Below are 16,652 nucleotides of genomic sequence, written 5' to 3' on the forward strand. Positions count from 1 at the left end.
TACATCAGCCTTAATTACTTTTTCTGGATTTTCAATTAGCAATCAGTAACCAAAAATAATGCCATGATTACCCTAAACATAGATGAGATTCAACACAATTTATCAGAATTTATCAAACTGATTCAAGAAGGTAATAGCTTAATCATTACTCAAGCTGATCAACCTATTGCTGAAATTAAACCCATACCAATAAAACCACCTCAAAAAGAACGCCGTCCTATTGGTTTATGTGAAGGTGAATTTGTTGTTCCTGATGATTTTAATGATCCCCTTCCTGAAGAAATTATTAACTTGTTTGAAAATCCATAATTCTGTGATTTATCACTGAAAATAAATGACTTGCAAACAAATCTTATTATGCTCTTACTAATCGAGGCTAATTATGAATAAAAATGCCATGAAAGAAATTATTTTTTTAGTCGAAGATGATCAAGAAGGCGGTTATCTTGCTAAAGCAATGGGTGAATCTATTTTTACCCAAGCTGATACCCTTCAAGAACTGCGAGAATTGATAAAAGATGCCGTTTATTGTCATTATCCTGATGAACAAAATCGCCCTAAATTGATTCACTTACATATTGTTCGTGATGAGGTTTTTGCCTTATGAAATTACCTAGAGATTTATCAGGTGAAACATTAGCGAAAGCTTTAAGTAAATTAGGATATATTGTTGATCGCCAAACGGGTAGTCATATTCGGTTAACAACTCAAGAAAATGGTGAACATCATCTTACTATTCCTAATCATAGTCCCATTAAAATAGGCACTCTTAGTTCAATTCTACGGGATGTGGAAGAACACTTTGACTTGACTCGTGATGAATGTCTCGCTCTATTGTTTCAATAATTAACATTGTTTAAATGAGGTAATTTAATTATGTACTTCCCACTTAATTCTCCATCTATCTCTCAAATTCGTGCTAAGTTTATCATAGATAAATTAGCCAATTATCCGCAAAATCTCAGTACAATTAATATTTTTGCTACAGGGAGAACTCACAGTGGTAAAACAACATTAGGAAATCGTTTATTAGGAATTGATTACTTTTTATCAACTGGTCATCAAGATTGTACGAAAGAAATTAACTTAATTGAGTTTCCTATTGGTTTAAAATATTTTGACCTTCCGGGGGTATGTAGTGATGATTTATTAGAAAATTATAATCGTGTTGCTTTAAATGTCAAGCAATTTGATGATTTTCCTTTGGTTTCAGAAGTTAAGTTATTAACATACAAAAAAGATCAAAAACCTTCCGAACAAAATTTAACGATTAGTCACTATGAAAGTCTGAATTTTCAACCTGATTTAATTTACTATTTGATTGCTCCTGATAAACAGTTTGCAAGAGGAGACAGAAAATATCTCAGAGACTTGTTAAAATGTCATCAAAATATTATTTATGTCTTCAATATGTTTGTGAATCAACAAACAGGAATGAGTTACTTTGCAACGGAAGCAAATATTCAAGATGTAGCTACCCAAATTTTCAAAGTTCATCGTGATATTTTAGGCGAAGGTTCTCAACCTACGATTGTCGGTGTTAATTGTTTAACAGGAGAGGGAATTTCAGAATTATTACATCAATCTCAGCAAATGTTATCAGGTCAAAAAGGGATTATTTTCCAAGAATTAATTAACCATCAACAACAAAAAACACCTGATGAATATGTTAGTCAAGTTAAACGAGAATTAATCAGAATATATGCTCATTCAGCTTGTGAAAGAGCTACAGGTAGAGATACTTGCGATCAACCTTTACATAAAATTTGTTACACCCTATTTGATTTTTTGTCCAGTCTTCCTATTCAATCTGAACAAGCAGATAATTCCATTGCTCAACAAGTCAATGCTATTGTTCAGCAAATATTAGCTAATCCCATAGAACAAAATAAATCTGAATCTTTTGAGGATAAAATTGATTATGTTAATCGAGCGGTTGACTATATTTTAAATGAAAGTATTCAATCATTTAATGAATTAATTAAACCCTATATTTCAGAGGTGCAAAAACAAGGATATGAACTCAGGGATCAAGAGTTAGAAGAATGGAAACAAGAGAAAGAATCTTACGGAGAACAACTGGATTCAAAATGGAATCTAATTTTAGCAAAAAATGAAGATTTTAACCAGATTAATAATTCTATTGAATCACTATATCAAGAAATCGAGAATATGAAACGAAAACTTAACTCTCGTGTAGAAGCTCATGATGCTAATTATGTTAGCATTTTATCCCGTCGTCAGAATTTAAACTCTCGTATTGAACGATGGAAAGATCGACTAGACCGATATAATGCTAATATCGACAGAATCAATCGTAGTTCTGCAAGATTGACCTATGAAGCTGAACAGTCAATTGAGCAAGAAAAGGATTATCTTAAACGAGAACAAAACTCAATTCAATCAGAAGATAGTTATATTGATTCTTTAGTGGAAGATTGGCAACAAGAAGGTGAACGTATTGACGCAGAAAGAGAAAAATTTAATGATAAAATCGACAGCTTTAATCAAAAAATTGACAAGCGCGATTGTCTAAAAAGCTCAATTCAAGAACTCCTGAAAGAACGTAATAAATTTAAGAAAGATGCTCAAGATGAGATTAATTTCTGGCTACAGTTTCTCATTGCTTTTGAAAACGAATTAGGCTCTCTTGATGAAAAAATTAATGCTAGAATTGAGGAAATGAATGTTCATGTTAGAGAAATACGAAGTCGTCTAAGTGCAAATTATTTTGAGCAATTTTCTGATCCAGAAGATGCAATTAACGAGTTACAAGAAGTTGTTAACCGTTGTCTTGATGAATTGAGTGTGTTTGAATCTCAAATTTTTACCTTTCATCAAGAGCTTAATCATTGTATTTTTAGAGTCAATATCAATAAAATGGTGATTCAAGTTTTACAAAAAACTACAGAACATTATTTTGACGAAACTGGTGAGTTTGAATATAGAGGAAGTCATTATCACTATTTTAGTCAACACGGAATTACTATAGGATTAGCTTTAACAATTATGACTCTGATGGGTTTTGAAGGAGAGTATGAAGAATTTTATCAGGGTTTGCTACGTCAAGTTGAGGGTTTAGGATATTTTCCTGCTAATCCTGTCGAAAGTCAAATTCTCAGTTTGTTAGAATCAAATATTAATTCATTATTTGATTCTTCTTTTGAGCAAGTCATTCGACAAGCTGTTTTATAACTAAAGGATTCGTCATCCCATATCTACTAAATTATTTTGCGATCGCACCCTACCCCAAATCCTAAAACGCGATCGCATTACAATACCGTCAAATATATTCAATCCTCCCAATCATTTCTTCAGGTCTATAGACTTCATAAATTAAAATCAAATATCCCGTAACGACGTAAACCACGCGCAATATTAGGGTCAATATGTTCGTCTAAATGAAAACGAATTTGCTCACTCACCTCTAATTGCCCTCAACTTTTCTTGTAAGGTCGATGGTGGACTATTGCGCTTTAATTCTTCCACAAGAGTTCTACTTTCAGCCGTGCGACGATCAATTTCTTCTCGATGATCGTAATAATAAGTCATTACGTCTAAAAGTAGAATGAGTCCACCACACTTTCAGTCGATTTCCCTGAGCCGGAGCAGTACCAATTTTTTCGTAACCTGCTCCCACTAGAAGTAACTCAAATTCTGTAGATAGCAAAGTTTTAGCAGTAATTTGAGCAATACCATCAAGTTTATGCTGATCAAGGGTCATAGCTACCTTGATAAGTGCTGTAGATGCGATAGCCAGGAAATACTAAAGCAATGCCAATTGGACTATGAATTATCCCCGGATAGCTGTCTTCGGGTTCGCTACCCCCAATCCGAATTTTGAGCGCACCGAGCCAAATGTAGATCCCTGGAATTAAAGTATCTAAACTGTAGGCGATCGCTCGCATTTGCAGATCGGCAGCATTAATCGATTTTAAAGACTGTTGCTTTTCAGATTTGGAAATAGACATGGCACTGATTCTCGTACAGTATGTTTCAAATACATAGGACTTACGCAGCAACTCCAGATATAGTGTATTGGTGCGTTAAATTACCGCTAACGCACCCTACTGATAGAGGCATTGCGTAAGTCCTGATACAGTCTGGTTGATTACCGGAAATTCTGGGTTTAAAGCCCCGTCCTTCTAGGACGGCTTTTTATTCCGAATTGTTGTATACTAAAGGAAGAGATTGAGAAACAGAAATGAAAGCCAGATATCGTTATCGCTGTTATCCAACACCATCCCAAAAATTGGCATTAGCCAAGTTATTTGGGTGTGTCAGGGTAGTGTGGAACGATAGTCTGGCTTTCTGTGTTTCTGAATACAAAGAAGGAAATAAGAAACCCAAGAATGCTGAACTTCAAAAACAATTTATAACCCAAGCTAAGAAACTAGAAGAACGGGAATGGTTATCTGAAGTTTCGGTAGTTCCCCTGCAACAAAGCTTGAATGATTTAGAGCAAGCCTACTCAAACTTTTTCTCATCCTGCAAAGGAAATCGGAAAGGTCAACGAGTTAAACCTCCTAGGTTTAAGAAACGGAAATCCAAACAATCAGCAAGATTTGTGAAAACCGGGTTTTCCCTTAAAGGGGAGAAAGTTTATCTTGCTAAAGTGGGAAATCTTAAAGTGATTTTGTCAAGGGAACTCCCTTCTGAACCGAGTTCAGTCACAATTATCAAAGATAGTGCTAATCGATATTTCTTAAGCTTTGTTGTAGAAATTCAACCTGAAAATCTACCCCAATCTGATAATTCAGTGGGGATTGATTTAGGAATCGCAACTTTTGCTACTTTTGATTTGTTGAAATAGATGGAATCCCCGTGCGTTCACGCCGGGGCGGATGTCAAAGACTTTAGAAATATTCAAAACTACCCACAATCGGTGAAACCGGGTTTCTCCTTGAGATTAATAGTATTCCATCAATATCTCTTCAGAAACCCGGTTTCTACAGGCGATCGCACCTCTCCTATCCCCCAACTTCAAAGCCTGATCGCTATTTTTTCAATAGATACTTTGAGTTAAAAATTGAGGTTTCAAACACAACAACGGCATAACAATGGTGTTAAATAGGACAACATAACCCGCCTGAACGTTGACTAAAGCGTGAGTTTTCTTGATAGTCTACCGGACAATCAATCACAACAGGAACGTCTTGGTTTAAGGCTTCTTTAAGAATCGGAATTAAATCCGTTGTTGCTTCAACACGATAACCTTTTAATCCCATACTTTCAGCAAATTTAACAAAATCAGGATTCCCAAATTTGATAAATGAAGATTCACCAAATTGATCATTTTGTTTCCATTCAATTAATCCATAACCGCCATCATTAAAGATTAAGGTAACAAACGGTGTCCCCACTCGTAAGGCGGTTTCCAATTCCTGATTATTCATCATAAATCCGCCATCTCCTGTTACTGCCACTATCTTGCGATCAGGATAAACTAATTTTGCCGCTACGGCACCGGGAATGGCAATTCCCATCGCAGCAAATCCATTAGAAATTAAACAAGTATTCGGACGTTCACAATGATAATGTCTCGCCATCCACATTTTATGAGCGCCGACATCAGAAATCACGATATCTTCTGGGCCCATAACTTGACGCAAATCATAAATAATTTTTTGCGGTTTAATGGGAAATCCATCATCATTAGCATAATATTCGTAATCTTTGCGAATATCGTTTCTTAATTTTAAGGCATAGGGTTCGGGTTTTCCGGTGCGATCTGAACGTCTTAAAATTTCCTGGAGAGAGTCAGAAATATCCCCAATAATTTCAGCAATCGGAATATAACTACTATCAACTTCCGCAGGCGTTTCGCTAATATGAATAATGGGAACTTTGCCTTGGGGATTCCATTTTTTCGGGGAATATTCAATTAAATCATAGCCAATCGCAATGATTAAATCGGCTTTGTCAAACCCACAGCTAATATAATCCCGCAATTGTAATCCTGTTGTCCATAACGCTAAAGGATGGGTATAAGGAATCATGCCTTTACCCATAAAGGTATTAACAACCGGAATATTAAGTTGGGTGGCAAATTCTGTGAAAGCTGCACTAGCATTGGCACGAATTGCCCCATTTCCCACTAAAATTAAGGGGTTATTCGCTTTAGAAATGGCGATGGCAGCTTCATTCATACTTTGATAAGCGGAATAAACTTTTTCTCGCTTATCTTGTTTTAAAGGATAGCCTTCAACCGCCATATTAGCAATATTTTCCGGCAGATCAATATGCACGGCTCCTGGTTTTTCAGCTTGCGCTATTTTAAACGCTTTTCTGACAATTTCTGGGGTAATACTAGGGCGAACAATTTGAGCATTCCATTTCGTAACCGGAGCAAACATTGCCACTAAATCTAAATATTGATGGGATTCAATGTGCATTCGATCAGTTCCCACTTGACCCGTAATGGCAACTAACGGTGCTCCATCTAAATTCGCATCAGCAACCCCTGTCATTAAATTGGTCGCTCCAGGGCCTAATGTTGATAAACAAACTCCGGCTCTTCCGGTTAAGCGACCATAAACATCAGCCATAAAAGCCGCACCTTGTTCATGGCGAGTTGTAATAAATTTGATCGAGGATGTTTTAAGGGATTCAAGAATTTGCATATTCTCTTCCCCAGGTACTCCAAAAATATACTCGACCCCTTCATTTTCCAAACATTTAACTAACAGTTGTGCTGTATTCATAATTTTTAAGAAGAATGGAATTTGATATTTGTACACCCAATTTAGAAACCGGGTTTATGAACTAAAATCTTGATTTTATCTCCTAAACTCCGGTCATAAACCCGGTTTCTTGTGCGCTATTTAATCCAAACGCTTTTAATATTCACAAATTCGTGAATTCCTTGGCTGCTCAATTCTCGTCCGTAACCGGAACGTTTGATGCCTCCAAAGGGTAAGCGCGGATCGGATTTAACTAAACCGTTAATAAACACTGCACCCGCTTCTAATTCTCGAATTAAACGATTTTGTTCAGCTTGATTTGTTGTCCAAGCACTAGCGCCTAAACCAAAAATGGTGCTATTAGCAAGGGTAATGGCTTCATCTAAAGAATTGATGCGGAAGATTAACGCCACCGGCCCAAAGAATTCTTCACTGTAAGCAGGGGCTCCTTCAGGAATTTGAGTTAAAATAGTTGGGGGATAAAAATTCCCCGGACGCTCTAGGGGTTGACCTCCGGTTAATACTTTGGCTCCTAATTCAACACAACGTTGAACTTGATCATGCAACTCCGTTAAAATATCTGGGGTTGCTAAGGGCCCGACTTCGGTATTAGGTAACATCGGATCACCGATTTTTAAAGCCTCAAATTTTTCCGCCATCCGACTTTCAAATTCATCGGCAATACTTGACATCAAAATAAACCGTTTGGCTGCAATACAAGATTGCCCATTATTTAACATTCGTGCGGTAACGGCGGCTTCAACTGCTGCATTTAGATCCGCAGTTTCTAACACAATAAACGGATCACTTCCGCCTAATTCTAGGACGGTTTTTTTAATATTTTGACCTGCTAAAGATGCTAAACTGGCTCCTGCGGGTTCACTTCCGGTTAAGGTTCCCGCTTTAACGCGATCATCGGTAATAATTTGAGCGACTTTATTAGAACCGACTAATAAGGTTTGAAACACCCCATCAGGAAATCCGGCTTTTTGGAAAATTTCTGCAATGGCTAAGGCGCATTGAGGCACGTTGGAGGCGTGTTTGAGTAAACCTACATTTCCGGCCATTAATGCGGGCGCGGCAAAGCGTAAGACTTGCCAGAAGGGAAAATTCCAAGGCATTACCGCTAAAATTGCCCCCAAGGGTTCATAAGAAACAAAGCTGTTACTGGCGTCGCTGGAGACAGGAACATCGGCTAAAAATTGGGCCGCATTTTCCGCGTAATAGCGACAAACAGAGGCACTTTTTTTAGCTTCTGCGATCGCCGCAGTCATGGGTTTCCCCATTTCCAAGGTCATGATTTTGGCGTAGGTTTCGGCATTTTCTTCTAACAGGTTAGCTGCGTACTGCATCCATTGAGATCGTTGTTCAAAGGAGGTTCGCCGATAGTCTCTAAAGGCGCGATCCGCGAGAGCTAAAGCCTTCTCAATTTCCGCATCCGTCAAGGCGGTAAAGGTTTTGACCGTTTCGCCTGTTGCCGGGTTAATTGTAGCAATGCCCATAATTGATTTTTTAGTTTTAAGTTAGAATTGAAGTTTTACTTTTTTTATGGTAACGCTTAAAAACTCTCTATTTTCACGGAAGGGATGACTCATCCACTACTCGATACAAAACTGAACAATACTATAACTAAATTCAAGGTTCTTAACAATAGGAATAAAAAGTTAATAGAGCAAATTAAAAAGCAGCAGTAGCCCTTGAACTCCCCGGATCAAAATTCTGATTTGAACATCATCCTAATCGTGAAAACAAGAGATATTTCTCTCGATTTTCACCGTCTAAAGTTCATCCAGGAAGGAGATGAAGAAAAAGCTGGGTTTGCTGTAATCTGCTGTCACCAGATTGTCACTTTTTAGGTTTACCTTAAATTTCAGTAACCAAACAGCTATCTGTTCAATTCTGAGTTAGGAAACCGAATCAAGATGAATTATTCTTTAAATCTGCGTTCCCTGTTTCGCCCAACCGTTAGTATCGTGACGGTGACGCTGTTAAGTGGGTTGAGTTTAGTCGGTTGTAATTCTAATCAACCTACGGTGAAAACGGTTCCAGCGACTCCTCAAATTCAAAACTCTGTTACACCTAGTAATAATACATCGTCAGCGACGCTGAAAAATTTACAAGCCGCTTATAATGGGGAATCTAACGCCCATGCTCGTTATCTTGCTTTTTCCCAAAAAGCAACCGATGAAGGATATCTGCAAGTTGCTGCTTTATTTCAAGCTGCGGCGGATGCAGAAGCGATTCATGCTGCTAATCATGGCGCAGTGATTCGGAAATTGGGTGCTACACCCGAAGCAAAAATTGAAACTCCCACCGTGAAATCAACGGCTGAAAATTTGCAAGAAGCGATTAAGGGAGAATCCTATGAACGAGATACCATGTATCCCCAATTTATTGAACAAGCGCGTGCTGAAGGGAATCAAGATGCCGTTGTTACCTTTACCTACGCGATTGATGCTGAAAAGCAACACGCTAATTTATATACTCAAGCTAAGGATAATTTAAACGATTGGCAAGAAGCTAAAATGACATTTTATGTCTGTCCTGAATGTGGTTATACAACCAATGCGTCAGGCTTTACAAACTGCCCCGAATGTAATACGGCTGAAAATCTTTTCTTAACCGTTGCTTAGAGGTTTAAACTATTTTTTATGACTCCATTACCCGTGTAAGGGCGAGAAGACCTCGCCCCTACAATGGTCGGTAATAAGACTCAAACCCCAAAATTTATAGGTTAATTATGAAGCGTCGCAATTTTTTAGCTTGGGTAACTGTGGGAAGTTTAGCGAGTTTCTTTCCCGTTGCTTTAGCCGCTTGTTCTAACTCTAAAAATTCGACTAATCTTGTGACTCGCCCTGATAATTTTATCCAAGTGGGAACCCTTCAAGAACTTGATGAACAGGGCTCTATTTTAAATTCTCAAATTCCTGTTTTAATTATTCGTAATCCCAACAATCCCCAGGAGATTTTTGCTGTTAATCCCACTTGTCCCCATTTAGATTGTATTGTGCAATGGGAAGCGAGTAAAAAAGAATTTGGATGTCCTTGTCATGCGTCCCAATTTACCCCAGAGGGTCAAGTGATTAAAGGGCCGACTGATCGAGGATTAAAACGTTATCTAGCTAAACTAGAAGGGAATATCGTGTTAGTCAAACTCAGTTAATCCAAATTTAACGGAGAGGGCATGGGGTGTGGAAATTCATGACTGATATTCAAGATCAAAAAGTCTGTTATAATACAAAGAGTTGATTTTTCAAAAAATTATTAACGATTCGGGTGCTAAGGATTAATAAAATCACGATTCACAGTTCAATGATGATTGCCGTAATCCAACCTACTTAACAACAATTTTTGTCCTGATAAATTTAACTCAAATTAGAGTTGGTTTGATGATAATATGGCAGTCTCGGTAGAATCCTAACTCTCAAAACTGATATCAGCATTGAATTCTGCACTCATGTATACCTCCTCTAATTCCCTAACATCCCTTTTAGAATCTCGATTTTCAGGAAATGCTCAGAGTGCTTTTTGGGGTGAGCTTTTGAGTAACAGTGGTTATTTTTTAATTTTAAAAAGTCTCTCTAATATTATTTCTAAAAGTTGGATTGAGTATTTAACTGACCCAACAGAATATTTATTAATTGTAGCGATGTTAATACAAGCCTGGGTTCTCTCTCGTCCAAAAACGAATCGATTTTGGGGAAATTTAGTCGGGGTTGGTTTGTACATAGTCATGGATTTACCCCATGATGGATTAGAGTTTTTAAAAGAACCGATTCATCTTGTATTCTTAATTTTTTCTTTCCTCATTGCTACCCTTCAAGGATTAAGATTTCATGGTAATTTAAAAGCAGATTGGTTATTCTTTCCTCTGGAAAGTATCACCCGAACTTTAATGATTATTGCTTTTTATATTGTTGTTGAAATTCCCTGGGATTCTGATCAGTTATATTGGCAAACATTTCTGAATTTTCTGCAAAGCAAGACGCATTTATTTTTAACTTTAAGTCTAATTTTAATTGGGCTACTTTTAGGGTTACAAGCCTTTCAACTCTCTCAACAACGATATCAGCTTCAACAAACCGCTAAATTATTAGGAAACATGGCAGAATGGGGGATGGGAAGTTATATGGTTACAACAGCGTTAAATAATCCTGATGCCTTAGCCTTTCAACAATGCGATCGCACAATTTTATTTATGGATATTCGTGGCTTTACTCAATGGTGTGAACAAAAACAACCGGATATTGCTGCCCAAGTTTTAAACCATTATTATCAAACCGTAGAACCGGAAGCAGCACGATATCATCCGTTAAAAATGACCCTAGCCGGGGATGAAATTATGGCGATTTATGCTACCCCCCAACAAGGGATTCAAGCGGCTCAAGCTATGCAAAAAGCAGCTAAAAATAGCTTAAATTCCTATGGTTTGGGAGCAGGTTGTAGCGTTCATTGTGGGGAAGTGATTGAGGGATTATTTGGCGGAAAGGAAGTGAGAACTTACACCGTTATTGGAGATGTGGTGAATACGGGTAAACGTTTAGAAGGCATTACTCCGGCTGGAGAAATCACGGTTTCGGATACCCTGTATCAAGCTTTAAATCGGAAACTCAAGGTTGAACCTTGTGATCCAATTTTTGTTAAAGGTAAAGTTGAACCTTTAATGGCTTGGCGTTTAAGTTCCTGTTAATGCGCGGAAAAAGAGGGGTCATGCACTTCGAGACGCCAGCAACGCTGTTCTCGAAAACTTGCTGAGGTTCGATTTGAGGAATGCTGGAGGAACTGGAAACTTTAATCTAAATTCATGCCTATCAGCCATTGAAACAAATACATGGTAAGAAAGAAGTTATGTTAAGAAATGTTCAAAGGATTGGGAATTGGGCGTTGAGAGGATATCTCAAGAACCAATTCGTTGTAAACGATACCATCCATTTAGGTTAGGCTATGGATTTTTCGACTCTTGCAGCGCAGTTAAACGCTGGGATTATTTGGCCAGAGGGGATTGTGATCATAACCCTCTTGGTGGTGTTAGTCGGTGATTTGATTGTTGGGCGGGTTCAATCTTCCCAATGGACGCCTTATGCGGCGATCGCAGGTTTACTGCTTTCGGTTGGGGTGTTGTACACTCAATGGGATACGACCAATACCATCGCCTTTTTAGGCAGTTTCAATGGGGATGATCTCAGTATCGTCTTTCGGGGAATTATTGCCCTGTCTTCAGCCGTAACGATTTTAATGTCCATCCGCTACGTTGAACAGACGGGAACCGCCTTAGCAGAATTTATCGCCATTCTATTAACTGCAACTTTAGGGGCGATGTTTCTGTCCGGGGCGAATGAATTAGTCACCATTTTTGTAGCGTTAGAAACCTTGAGTATATCCTCTTATTTATTAACAGGATATACCAAACGTGACCCCCGTTCTAACGAAGCCGCATTGAAATATCTGTTAATTGGGGCTGCCAGTTCCGCCGTATTTCTCTATGGTTTATCCCTATTATATGGACTGTCGGGAGGCAAAACCAATTTAACGGAAATTGCCAAGGTTTTAGCAACTTCTAGCGGTGAATCTTTAGGCGTTGTCATCGCTTTAGTGTTCGTCATTGCTGGAATTTCCTTTAAAATTTCGGCTGTTCCCTTCCACCAATGGACACCGGACGTTTACGAAGGTTCACCCACACCCGTTGTGGCCTTTTTATCCGTGGGTTCCAAAACCGCCGGGTTTGCCCTAGCTATTCGCTTACTGATTAACGCTTTCCCCTCCGTCGCCGATGAATGGCGGTTTGTGTTCACCGCTTTAGCCCTCCTGAGTATGATCTTAGGAAACGTCGTGGCGCTCGCTCAAACCAGCATGAAACGGATGTTAGCTTATTCATCTATTGCCCAAGCTGGGTTTGTGATGATTGGGTTAATTGCCGGAACAGAAGCGGGATATTCCAGCATGGTATTTTACCTGTTGATTTATCTATTTATGAACTTAGGGGGCTTCATTTGTGTGATTCTCTTCTCCCTGAGAACGGGAACGGATCAAATTAGTGAATATAGTGGATTGTATCAAAAAGATCCCCTATTAACCCTGTGTTTAAGTATTTGTCTATTATCCTTGGGCGGTATTCCTCCCTTAGCTGGATTTTTTGGCAAAATTTACCTGTTTTGGGCAGGTTGGCAAGCGGGTTTATACGCCTTAGTTTTGTTAGGGTTAGTCACCAGTGTAGTCTCGATTTATTATTACATTCGCGTTGTGAAAATGATGGTGGTGAAAGAGCCCCAAGAAATGTCCGATGCGGTGAAAAATTATCCGGCTATGCAATGGAATTTACCCGGAATGCGTCCTCTACAAGTGGGTTTAGTCTTAACTTTGGTCGCTACTTCGTTATCGGGTATTTTATCGAATCCGTTATTTACCTTATCAAGCGATGCAATTACCCATACTCCGATGTTTAAAAACGCATTGGTGAAAACCAAAACCGTTGCTCATCTGACAACATCTCCTATCATTACCAAACGGAAGTAATTTTAACTTCTGAATTTCTCGGCTATCCCCCCCTTTTGTATTTGAGGGGGGTTTATAATAGGAATATTGATTTAGGTTTTCCTAAACTATGACTGAAATCGATTATGCTCAAGCCTGTAAAGATTTTGAGACAATCTATAATCAAGTGCTTCTAAATCGTCAACCGATTACAATTTATCGAGAAGGTTTAGAAAGTGTCTCTGTGATTGCAACGGCTGAACTTGAAAGTCTGATCGAAACCGTTTATTTGTTTCAATCCCATGAGAATGCAACCCGTCTTTTAGCTGCGTTAGGGCGTGCAAAAGCTGGAGTTAATCAACCTCAAAATGTTGAAAAATTACGTCAGGAGTTCGGACTTGGCGAAGAAGAAAAAGCCTCAGCCTGAAAATGAAAAATCTCAAGAATCCTTAGCCAATACTTTTCCAGTTAAAAGTAGAATTAAACGAGATCTGGTTTTTGATTCTCAGTTTCTTGAAGATATAGCTTATTGGGTAAAAACTGATCGAAAAATTGCCTTACGTCTATTATCATTAGTTGAAGAAATTGGACGTATGCCTTTTGATGGGACAGGAAAACCAGAACGCTTAAAATATCAAGATGCTAATGTCTGGTCACGCCGTCTTACAGATAAAGATCGGATTGTTTACTTAGTAAGTGAAGATAGAATAGAGTTTTTACAAGGTCGTTATCATTATAGCGATCATTGATTCTTGAATATAAACTTTAAGTTAAAGGATAAAACTATGGGATTATCATCTTCTCTATTATCTGTTAATATCCCTTCAACGGTTCAATTAATTGTTACCCCTGAACAATTTATGGAAATTGCGATCGCAAACCGCGATTTAAAATTAGAACGTACTGCTACCGGAGAATTAATTGTTATGCCCCCAACCGGAGGAATTACAGGCAAAAAAAATATTGATATTGAAGGACAATTATGGTTATGGAACCGTCAAACTAAACTGGGTCAAGTGTTTAATTCCTCTACAGGATTTTTGCTTCCAAAGGGTGCAAATCGTTCTCCTGATGCCGCCTGGATACGTCAAGATCGATGGGAGCAACTTACTTTAGAACAACAAGAAGGATTTCCCCCTTTAGCTCCTGATTTTGTCTTGGAATTACGGTCTAAAACCGATAGTTTAAAAACACTCCAAGAGAAAATGCAAGAATATCTGGAAAATGGGGTGCGTTTAGGTTGGTTAATTGACCGACAACATCAAACTGTTAGTATTTATCGACCCAATCAGAATATAGAAATTTTAGAACAACCTTTAAGTTTATCGGGTGAAGATGTATTACCCGGATTTATATTAGATTTAACAGAAATCTGGCAATAATTCTCTTGTTGCTTGTGTAGCACTTATCATTCTAAGCTGTTACGCATTGAAAATAATCCTAGTAGTGCGCTCGCCCATGCACGAAGCGAATATACAGTTTAAAAGCTTAACAGTACCAAAATTATTTAAACCGTAGGGTGCGTAAGCGAAGCGCACGCACCATTAATTATCCTTCAAAATCATCAAGTTTTTTGCTTTTAATTGGGTTCATTTTTTGCGATACCAACACCATTAATTATCCTTCAAAATCATCAAGTTTTTTGCTTTTAATTGGGTTCATTTTTTGCGATACCAACACCATTAATTATCCTTCAAAATCATCAAGTTTTTTGCTTTTAATTGGGTTTATTTTTTGCGATACCAACACCATTAATTATCCTTCAAAATCATCAGGATTTTTGCTTTTAATTAGGTTTATTTTTTGCGATACCAACACCATTAATTATCCTTCAAAATCATCAGGATTTTTGCTTTTAATTGGGTTCATTTGGTGCGTGCGCTGCGCTTACGCACCCTACAAGGTTGGTTTTAATTAAATCAAGTTACGGATTGAAAATAATCCTAAGTAATGCGATCGCCCCTGCACGAAGGGAATATACAGTTTAAATGGGGAACAGCTTATGGAGGAGTTCATATTAATGATACACTCATATAAGGATAACCAAGAGGTGAATTATGGATGCTAAAGAATTGTTAGAGAAATATGAACAAGGTGAACGTAACTTTGAGAAAGCAAAATTAAGTGGTGTTGATCTTAAAGGGACAGATTTAAGAGATATTAATTTGTCAAATGCTGATTTAACAGTTGCAGACTTAAGCAATGCAGTTCTTACTAAGGCTAACCTATATAATACATTCCTAAATAAAGCTTTTCTCAATGATGCTGATTTATCTAATGTACAAGGAAATAACATAAAACTGATATGGGCTGATGTCAGTGGAGCGAATTTGAGCAAATCAAACCTCAATTCATCAGATTTAACTAATATTACGTTAGACCAAGCTAATCTTAGTAATGCCCAATTAACATCATGTAATTTTAATCAAGCATCTCTCTGTGGAGCTAATTTAAGAGGAGCTAATTTAGCAAATTCATCTTTTAATGGAGCCGATTTTATAAATGCAGATTTAAGTCGAGCCAATTTAGAAAAAGGACAATTTCAAGACTGTAATTTTCAAGCGTCTAACTTACAATTAGTTAATTTAGCTAATGTAGATTTATCAACATTAAATTTTACAGATGCCAATTTGGAACGTGCTAATCTTCAAAATGCTAATTTGAAACAAGCAATACTTAAAAATGTTAATTTAGAAAGAGCTAATCTGCGAGGAGCTAATTTAATTAATGCTAATTTAGAGGGTGCAAATTTAGCAAAAGCTGACTTAACGGGTGCTAATATCTATGGGGCTAATCTTCAAAATGCTGACTTCACAGGTACAATAATGCCCAGTGGAGAACGTAATAAATTAGAAAATAACCCCTCTAATTTATCTGACACAACAAAAGCAGTATCAGATACAGAAAAAACCATGACTCGTAAAATCATTAAAACTGAAAAAGCACCGAAACCCGTTGGCCCTTATAATCAAGCGGTAATGGTCAATAACACAATCTATTTATCAGGACAAATTGCCATCGACCCCCGCATTAACCAAATTGTTTATCCCGATGAAATCATCAAACAAACCGAAAGAGTAATGTCAAATTTAGAGGCGGTATTAACCGAAGCAGGTGCGACTTGGGAAAACGTCGTTAAAACCACAATCTTCTTAAAAGATATGAACGATTTTACTCAAGTGAATGAAGTCTATTCCAAATATTTTAAACCCGAAACAGCCCCCGCTAGGGCGACAGTGGAAGTGTCCCGTCTTCCCAAAGATGTATTAGTAGAAATCGAATGTATCGCCGTTATTTAAACCGTAGGGTGTGTAAGCGAAGCGCACGCACCTTTAATTATACCCAAAAACATAACGTTTTTTGTTTAAATTAACGTGAGTTCGACAGAGTGCGATCGCCTCTAAACAGCAGAGTAGAAAAGCGATGTGCTTCCGGCAGGATGGGGTAGGTGAGATCGCTTCGCCACCGCTTGGGACGGTCGGAGCGGTTCAACACTCA

The 16,652-nt window shown here is 37.9% G+C and carries 18 protein-coding genes; 14 read left to right on the top strand and 4 right to left on the bottom strand.

Translation table 11 applies throughout. The features are described from left to right. Nucleotides 1-63 precede the first annotated feature (63 nt). From IQ236_RS21665 to IQ236_RS21680, 4 genes are all read left to right on the top strand, one after another. On the top strand, nucleotides 64-309 hold the full coding sequence (locus IQ236_RS21665) for a type II toxin-antitoxin system Phd/YefM family antitoxin (RefSeq protein WP_193871201.1): 246 nt from the start codon (nucleotides 64-66) through the stop codon (nucleotides 307-309). An 88-nt stretch (nucleotides 310-397) separates the two neighbouring features. Next, nucleotides 398-607 carry a 2-oxoisovalerate dehydrogenase gene (locus IQ236_RS21670; protein ID WP_193871216.1) on the top strand — a complete coding sequence of 70 codons (210 nt, stop codon included), beginning with the start codon at nucleotides 398-400 and terminating at the stop codon, nucleotides 605-607. Further along, entirely contained in the window at nucleotides 604-846 is a 243-nt protein-coding gene (locus IQ236_RS21675; RefSeq protein WP_193871202.1) for a type II toxin-antitoxin system HicA family toxin, read from the top strand. The genes IQ236_RS21670 and IQ236_RS21675 overlap by 4 nt, the downstream gene beginning before the upstream one ends. A 30-nt stretch (nucleotides 847-876) precedes the next feature. Beyond that, nucleotides 877-3,195 carry a GTPase domain-containing protein gene (locus IQ236_RS21680; protein WP_193871203.1) on the top strand — a complete coding sequence of 773 codons (2,319 nt, stop codon included), beginning with the start codon at nucleotides 877-879 and terminating at the stop codon, nucleotides 3,193-3,195. Between the two features lie 222 nt (nucleotides 3,196-3,417). Here the strand turns inward: IQ236_RS21680 and IQ236_RS28095 are convergent, their stop codons facing one another. Together IQ236_RS28095 and IQ236_RS21685 are read right to left on the bottom strand one after the other, a co-directional pair. Further along, nucleotides 3,418-3,552 carry a hypothetical protein gene (locus tag IQ236_RS28095; protein ID WP_265578699.1) on the bottom strand — a complete coding sequence of 45 codons (135 nt, stop codon included), beginning with the start codon at nucleotides 3,550-3,552 and terminating at the stop codon, nucleotides 3,418-3,420. A gap of 161 nt (nucleotides 3,553-3,713) precedes the next feature. Then, complete coding sequence (locus tag IQ236_RS21685; RefSeq protein ID WP_193871204.1) at nucleotides 3,714-3,971, bottom strand: hypothetical protein; 258 nt, start codon at nucleotides 3,969-3,971, stop codon at nucleotides 3,714-3,716. A 233-nt stretch (nucleotides 3,972-4,204) separates the two neighbouring features. On the opposite strand from IQ236_RS21685, the gene IQ236_RS21690 reads away from it, so the two are divergent. Together IQ236_RS21690 and IQ236_RS21695 are read left to right on the top strand one after the other, a co-directional pair. After that, a complete protein-coding gene (locus IQ236_RS21690) occupies nucleotides 4,205-4,813 on the top strand; it encodes an RNA-guided endonuclease InsQ/TnpB family protein (protein WP_322744300.1) in 609 nt (202 codons plus the stop codon). After that, nucleotides 4,814-5,026, top strand: a complete 213-nt coding sequence (locus IQ236_RS21695; protein WP_193871205.1) for a hypothetical protein — start codon at nucleotides 4,814-4,816, stop codon at nucleotides 5,024-5,026. It begins immediately after the preceding gene. Nucleotides 5,027-5,066: 40 nt separating this feature from the next. Here IQ236_RS21695 and IQ236_RS21700 read toward each other — a convergent pair whose 3' ends face one another. Both IQ236_RS21700 and IQ236_RS21705 read right to left on the bottom strand, forming a co-directional pair. Next, a complete protein-coding gene (locus IQ236_RS21700; protein WP_193871206.1) occupies nucleotides 5,067-6,704 on the bottom strand; it encodes an acetolactate synthase large subunit in 1,638 nt (545 codons plus the stop codon). A 116-nt stretch (nucleotides 6,705-6,820) separates the two neighbouring features. Next, nucleotides 6,821-8,185 carry an NAD-dependent succinate-semialdehyde dehydrogenase gene (locus IQ236_RS21705; protein ID WP_193871207.1) on the bottom strand — a complete coding sequence of 455 codons (1,365 nt, stop codon included), beginning with the start codon at nucleotides 8,183-8,185 and terminating at the stop codon, nucleotides 6,821-6,823. A 420-nt stretch (nucleotides 8,186-8,605) separates the two neighbouring features. On the opposite strand from IQ236_RS21705, the gene IQ236_RS21710 reads away from it, so the two are divergent. The 8 genes from IQ236_RS21710 (at nucleotide 8,606) to IQ236_RS21745 (ending at nucleotide 16,453) form a co-directional block, all read left to right on the top strand. After that, nucleotides 8,606-9,316 (top strand): rubrerythrin family protein, encoded by a 711-nt coding sequence (locus tag IQ236_RS21710; RefSeq protein WP_193871208.1) that lies wholly within the window; start codon nucleotides 8,606-8,608, stop codon nucleotides 9,314-9,316. 107 nt (nucleotides 9,317-9,423) lie between these two features. Continuing rightward, nucleotides 9,424-9,846 carry a QcrA and Rieske domain-containing protein gene (locus IQ236_RS21715; protein ID WP_193871209.1) on the top strand — a complete coding sequence of 141 codons (423 nt, stop codon included), beginning with the start codon at nucleotides 9,424-9,426 and terminating at the stop codon, nucleotides 9,844-9,846. Between the two features lie 294 nt (nucleotides 9,847-10,140). After that, nucleotides 10,141-11,373, top strand: coding sequence for an adenylate/guanylate cyclase domain-containing protein (locus tag IQ236_RS21720; RefSeq protein WP_193871210.1), 1,233 nt, complete (start codon nucleotides 10,141-10,143; stop codon nucleotides 11,371-11,373). 254 nt (nucleotides 11,374-11,627) lie between these two features. Next, nucleotides 11,628-13,196, top strand: a complete 1,569-nt coding sequence (locus IQ236_RS21725; RefSeq protein WP_193871211.1) for an NAD(P)H-quinone oxidoreductase subunit N — start codon at nucleotides 11,628-11,630, stop codon at nucleotides 13,194-13,196. Between the two features lie 88 nt (nucleotides 13,197-13,284). Further along, a complete protein-coding gene (locus tag IQ236_RS21730) occupies nucleotides 13,285-13,581 on the top strand; it encodes a type II toxin-antitoxin system Phd/YefM family antitoxin (protein ID WP_193871212.1) in 297 nt (98 codons plus the stop codon). Then, entirely contained in the window at nucleotides 13,553-13,903 is a 351-nt protein-coding gene (locus IQ236_RS21735) for a Txe/YoeB family addiction module toxin (protein ID WP_228041791.1), read from the top strand. The genes IQ236_RS21730 and IQ236_RS21735 overlap by 29 nt, the downstream gene beginning before the upstream one ends. Before the next feature lie 36 nt (nucleotides 13,904-13,939). Then, the gene (locus tag IQ236_RS21740) at nucleotides 13,940-14,536 is read left to right on the top strand and encodes a Uma2 family endonuclease (protein ID WP_193871214.1); all 597 of its coding nucleotides are present in this window, start codon (nucleotides 13,940-13,942) and stop codon (nucleotides 14,534-14,536) included. Nucleotides 14,537-15,211: 675 nt separating this feature from the next. Then, nucleotides 15,212-16,453: a Rid family detoxifying hydrolase gene (locus tag IQ236_RS21745; RefSeq protein WP_193871215.1), complete on the top strand. Its 1,242-nt coding sequence runs from the start codon at nucleotides 15,212-15,214 to the stop codon at nucleotides 16,451-16,453. The last annotated feature ends 199 nt before the right edge of the window (nucleotides 16,454-16,652 follow it).

The sequence above is a fragment of the Planktothrix mougeotii LEGE 06226 genome, from assembly GCF_015207485.1.
Lineage (GTDB): Bacteria > Cyanobacteriota > Cyanobacteriia > Cyanobacteriales > Microcoleaceae > Planktothrix.

Excerpts from the sequence above, each read along its gene's own strand:
- IQ236_RS21670 (WP_193871216.1), top strand. The coding sequence starts at position 398 with ATGAAAGAAATTATTTTTTTAGTCGAAGATGATCAAGAAGGCGGTTAT.
- IQ236_RS21720 (WP_193871210.1), top strand. The coding sequence starts at position 10,141 with ATGTATACCTCCTCTAATTCCCTAACATCCCTTTTAGAATCTCGATTT.
- IQ236_RS21745 (WP_193871215.1), top strand. The coding sequence starts at position 15,212 with ATGGATGCTAAAGAATTGTTAGAGAAATATGAACAAGGTGAACGTAAC.
- IQ236_RS21675 (WP_193871202.1), top strand. The coding sequence starts at position 604 with ATGAAATTACCTAGAGATTTATCAGGTGAAACATTAGCGAAAGCTTTA.
- IQ236_RS21700 (WP_193871206.1), bottom strand. The coding sequence starts at position 6,704 with ATGAATACAGCACAACTGTTAGTTAAATGTTTGGAAAATGAAGGGGTC.
- IQ236_RS21730 (WP_193871212.1), top strand. The coding sequence starts at position 13,285 with ATGACTGAAATCGATTATGCTCAAGCCTGTAAAGATTTTGAGACAATC.
- IQ236_RS21725 (WP_193871211.1), top strand. The coding sequence starts at position 11,628 with ATGGATTTTTCGACTCTTGCAGCGCAGTTAAACGCTGGGATTATTTGG.
- IQ236_RS21715 (WP_193871209.1), top strand. The coding sequence starts at position 9,424 with ATGAAGCGTCGCAATTTTTTAGCTTGGGTAACTGTGGGAAGTTTAGCG.
- IQ236_RS21685 (WP_193871204.1), bottom strand. The coding sequence starts at position 3,971 with ATGTCTATTTCCAAATCTGAAAAGCAACAGTCTTTAAAATCGATTAAT.
- IQ236_RS21665 (WP_193871201.1), top strand. The coding sequence starts at position 64 with ATGATTACCCTAAACATAGATGAGATTCAACACAATTTATCAGAATTT.
- IQ236_RS21705 (WP_193871207.1), bottom strand. The coding sequence starts at position 8,185 with ATGGGCATTGCTACAATTAACCCGGCAACAGGCGAAACGGTCAAAACC.
- IQ236_RS21695 (WP_193871205.1), top strand. The coding sequence starts at position 4,814 with ATGGAATCCCCGTGCGTTCACGCCGGGGCGGATGTCAAAGACTTTAGA.
- IQ236_RS28095 (WP_265578699.1), bottom strand. The coding sequence starts at position 3,552 with ATGACTTATTATTACGATCATCGAGAAGAAATTGATCGTCGCACGGCT.
- IQ236_RS21710 (WP_193871208.1), top strand. The coding sequence starts at position 8,606 with ATGAATTATTCTTTAAATCTGCGTTCCCTGTTTCGCCCAACCGTTAGT.
- IQ236_RS21690 (WP_322744300.1), top strand. The coding sequence starts at position 4,205 with ATGAAAGCCAGATATCGTTATCGCTGTTATCCAACACCATCCCAAAAA.
- IQ236_RS21680 (WP_193871203.1), top strand. The coding sequence starts at position 877 with ATGTACTTCCCACTTAATTCTCCATCTATCTCTCAAATTCGTGCTAAG.
- IQ236_RS21740 (WP_193871214.1), top strand. The coding sequence starts at position 13,940 with ATGGGATTATCATCTTCTCTATTATCTGTTAATATCCCTTCAACGGTT.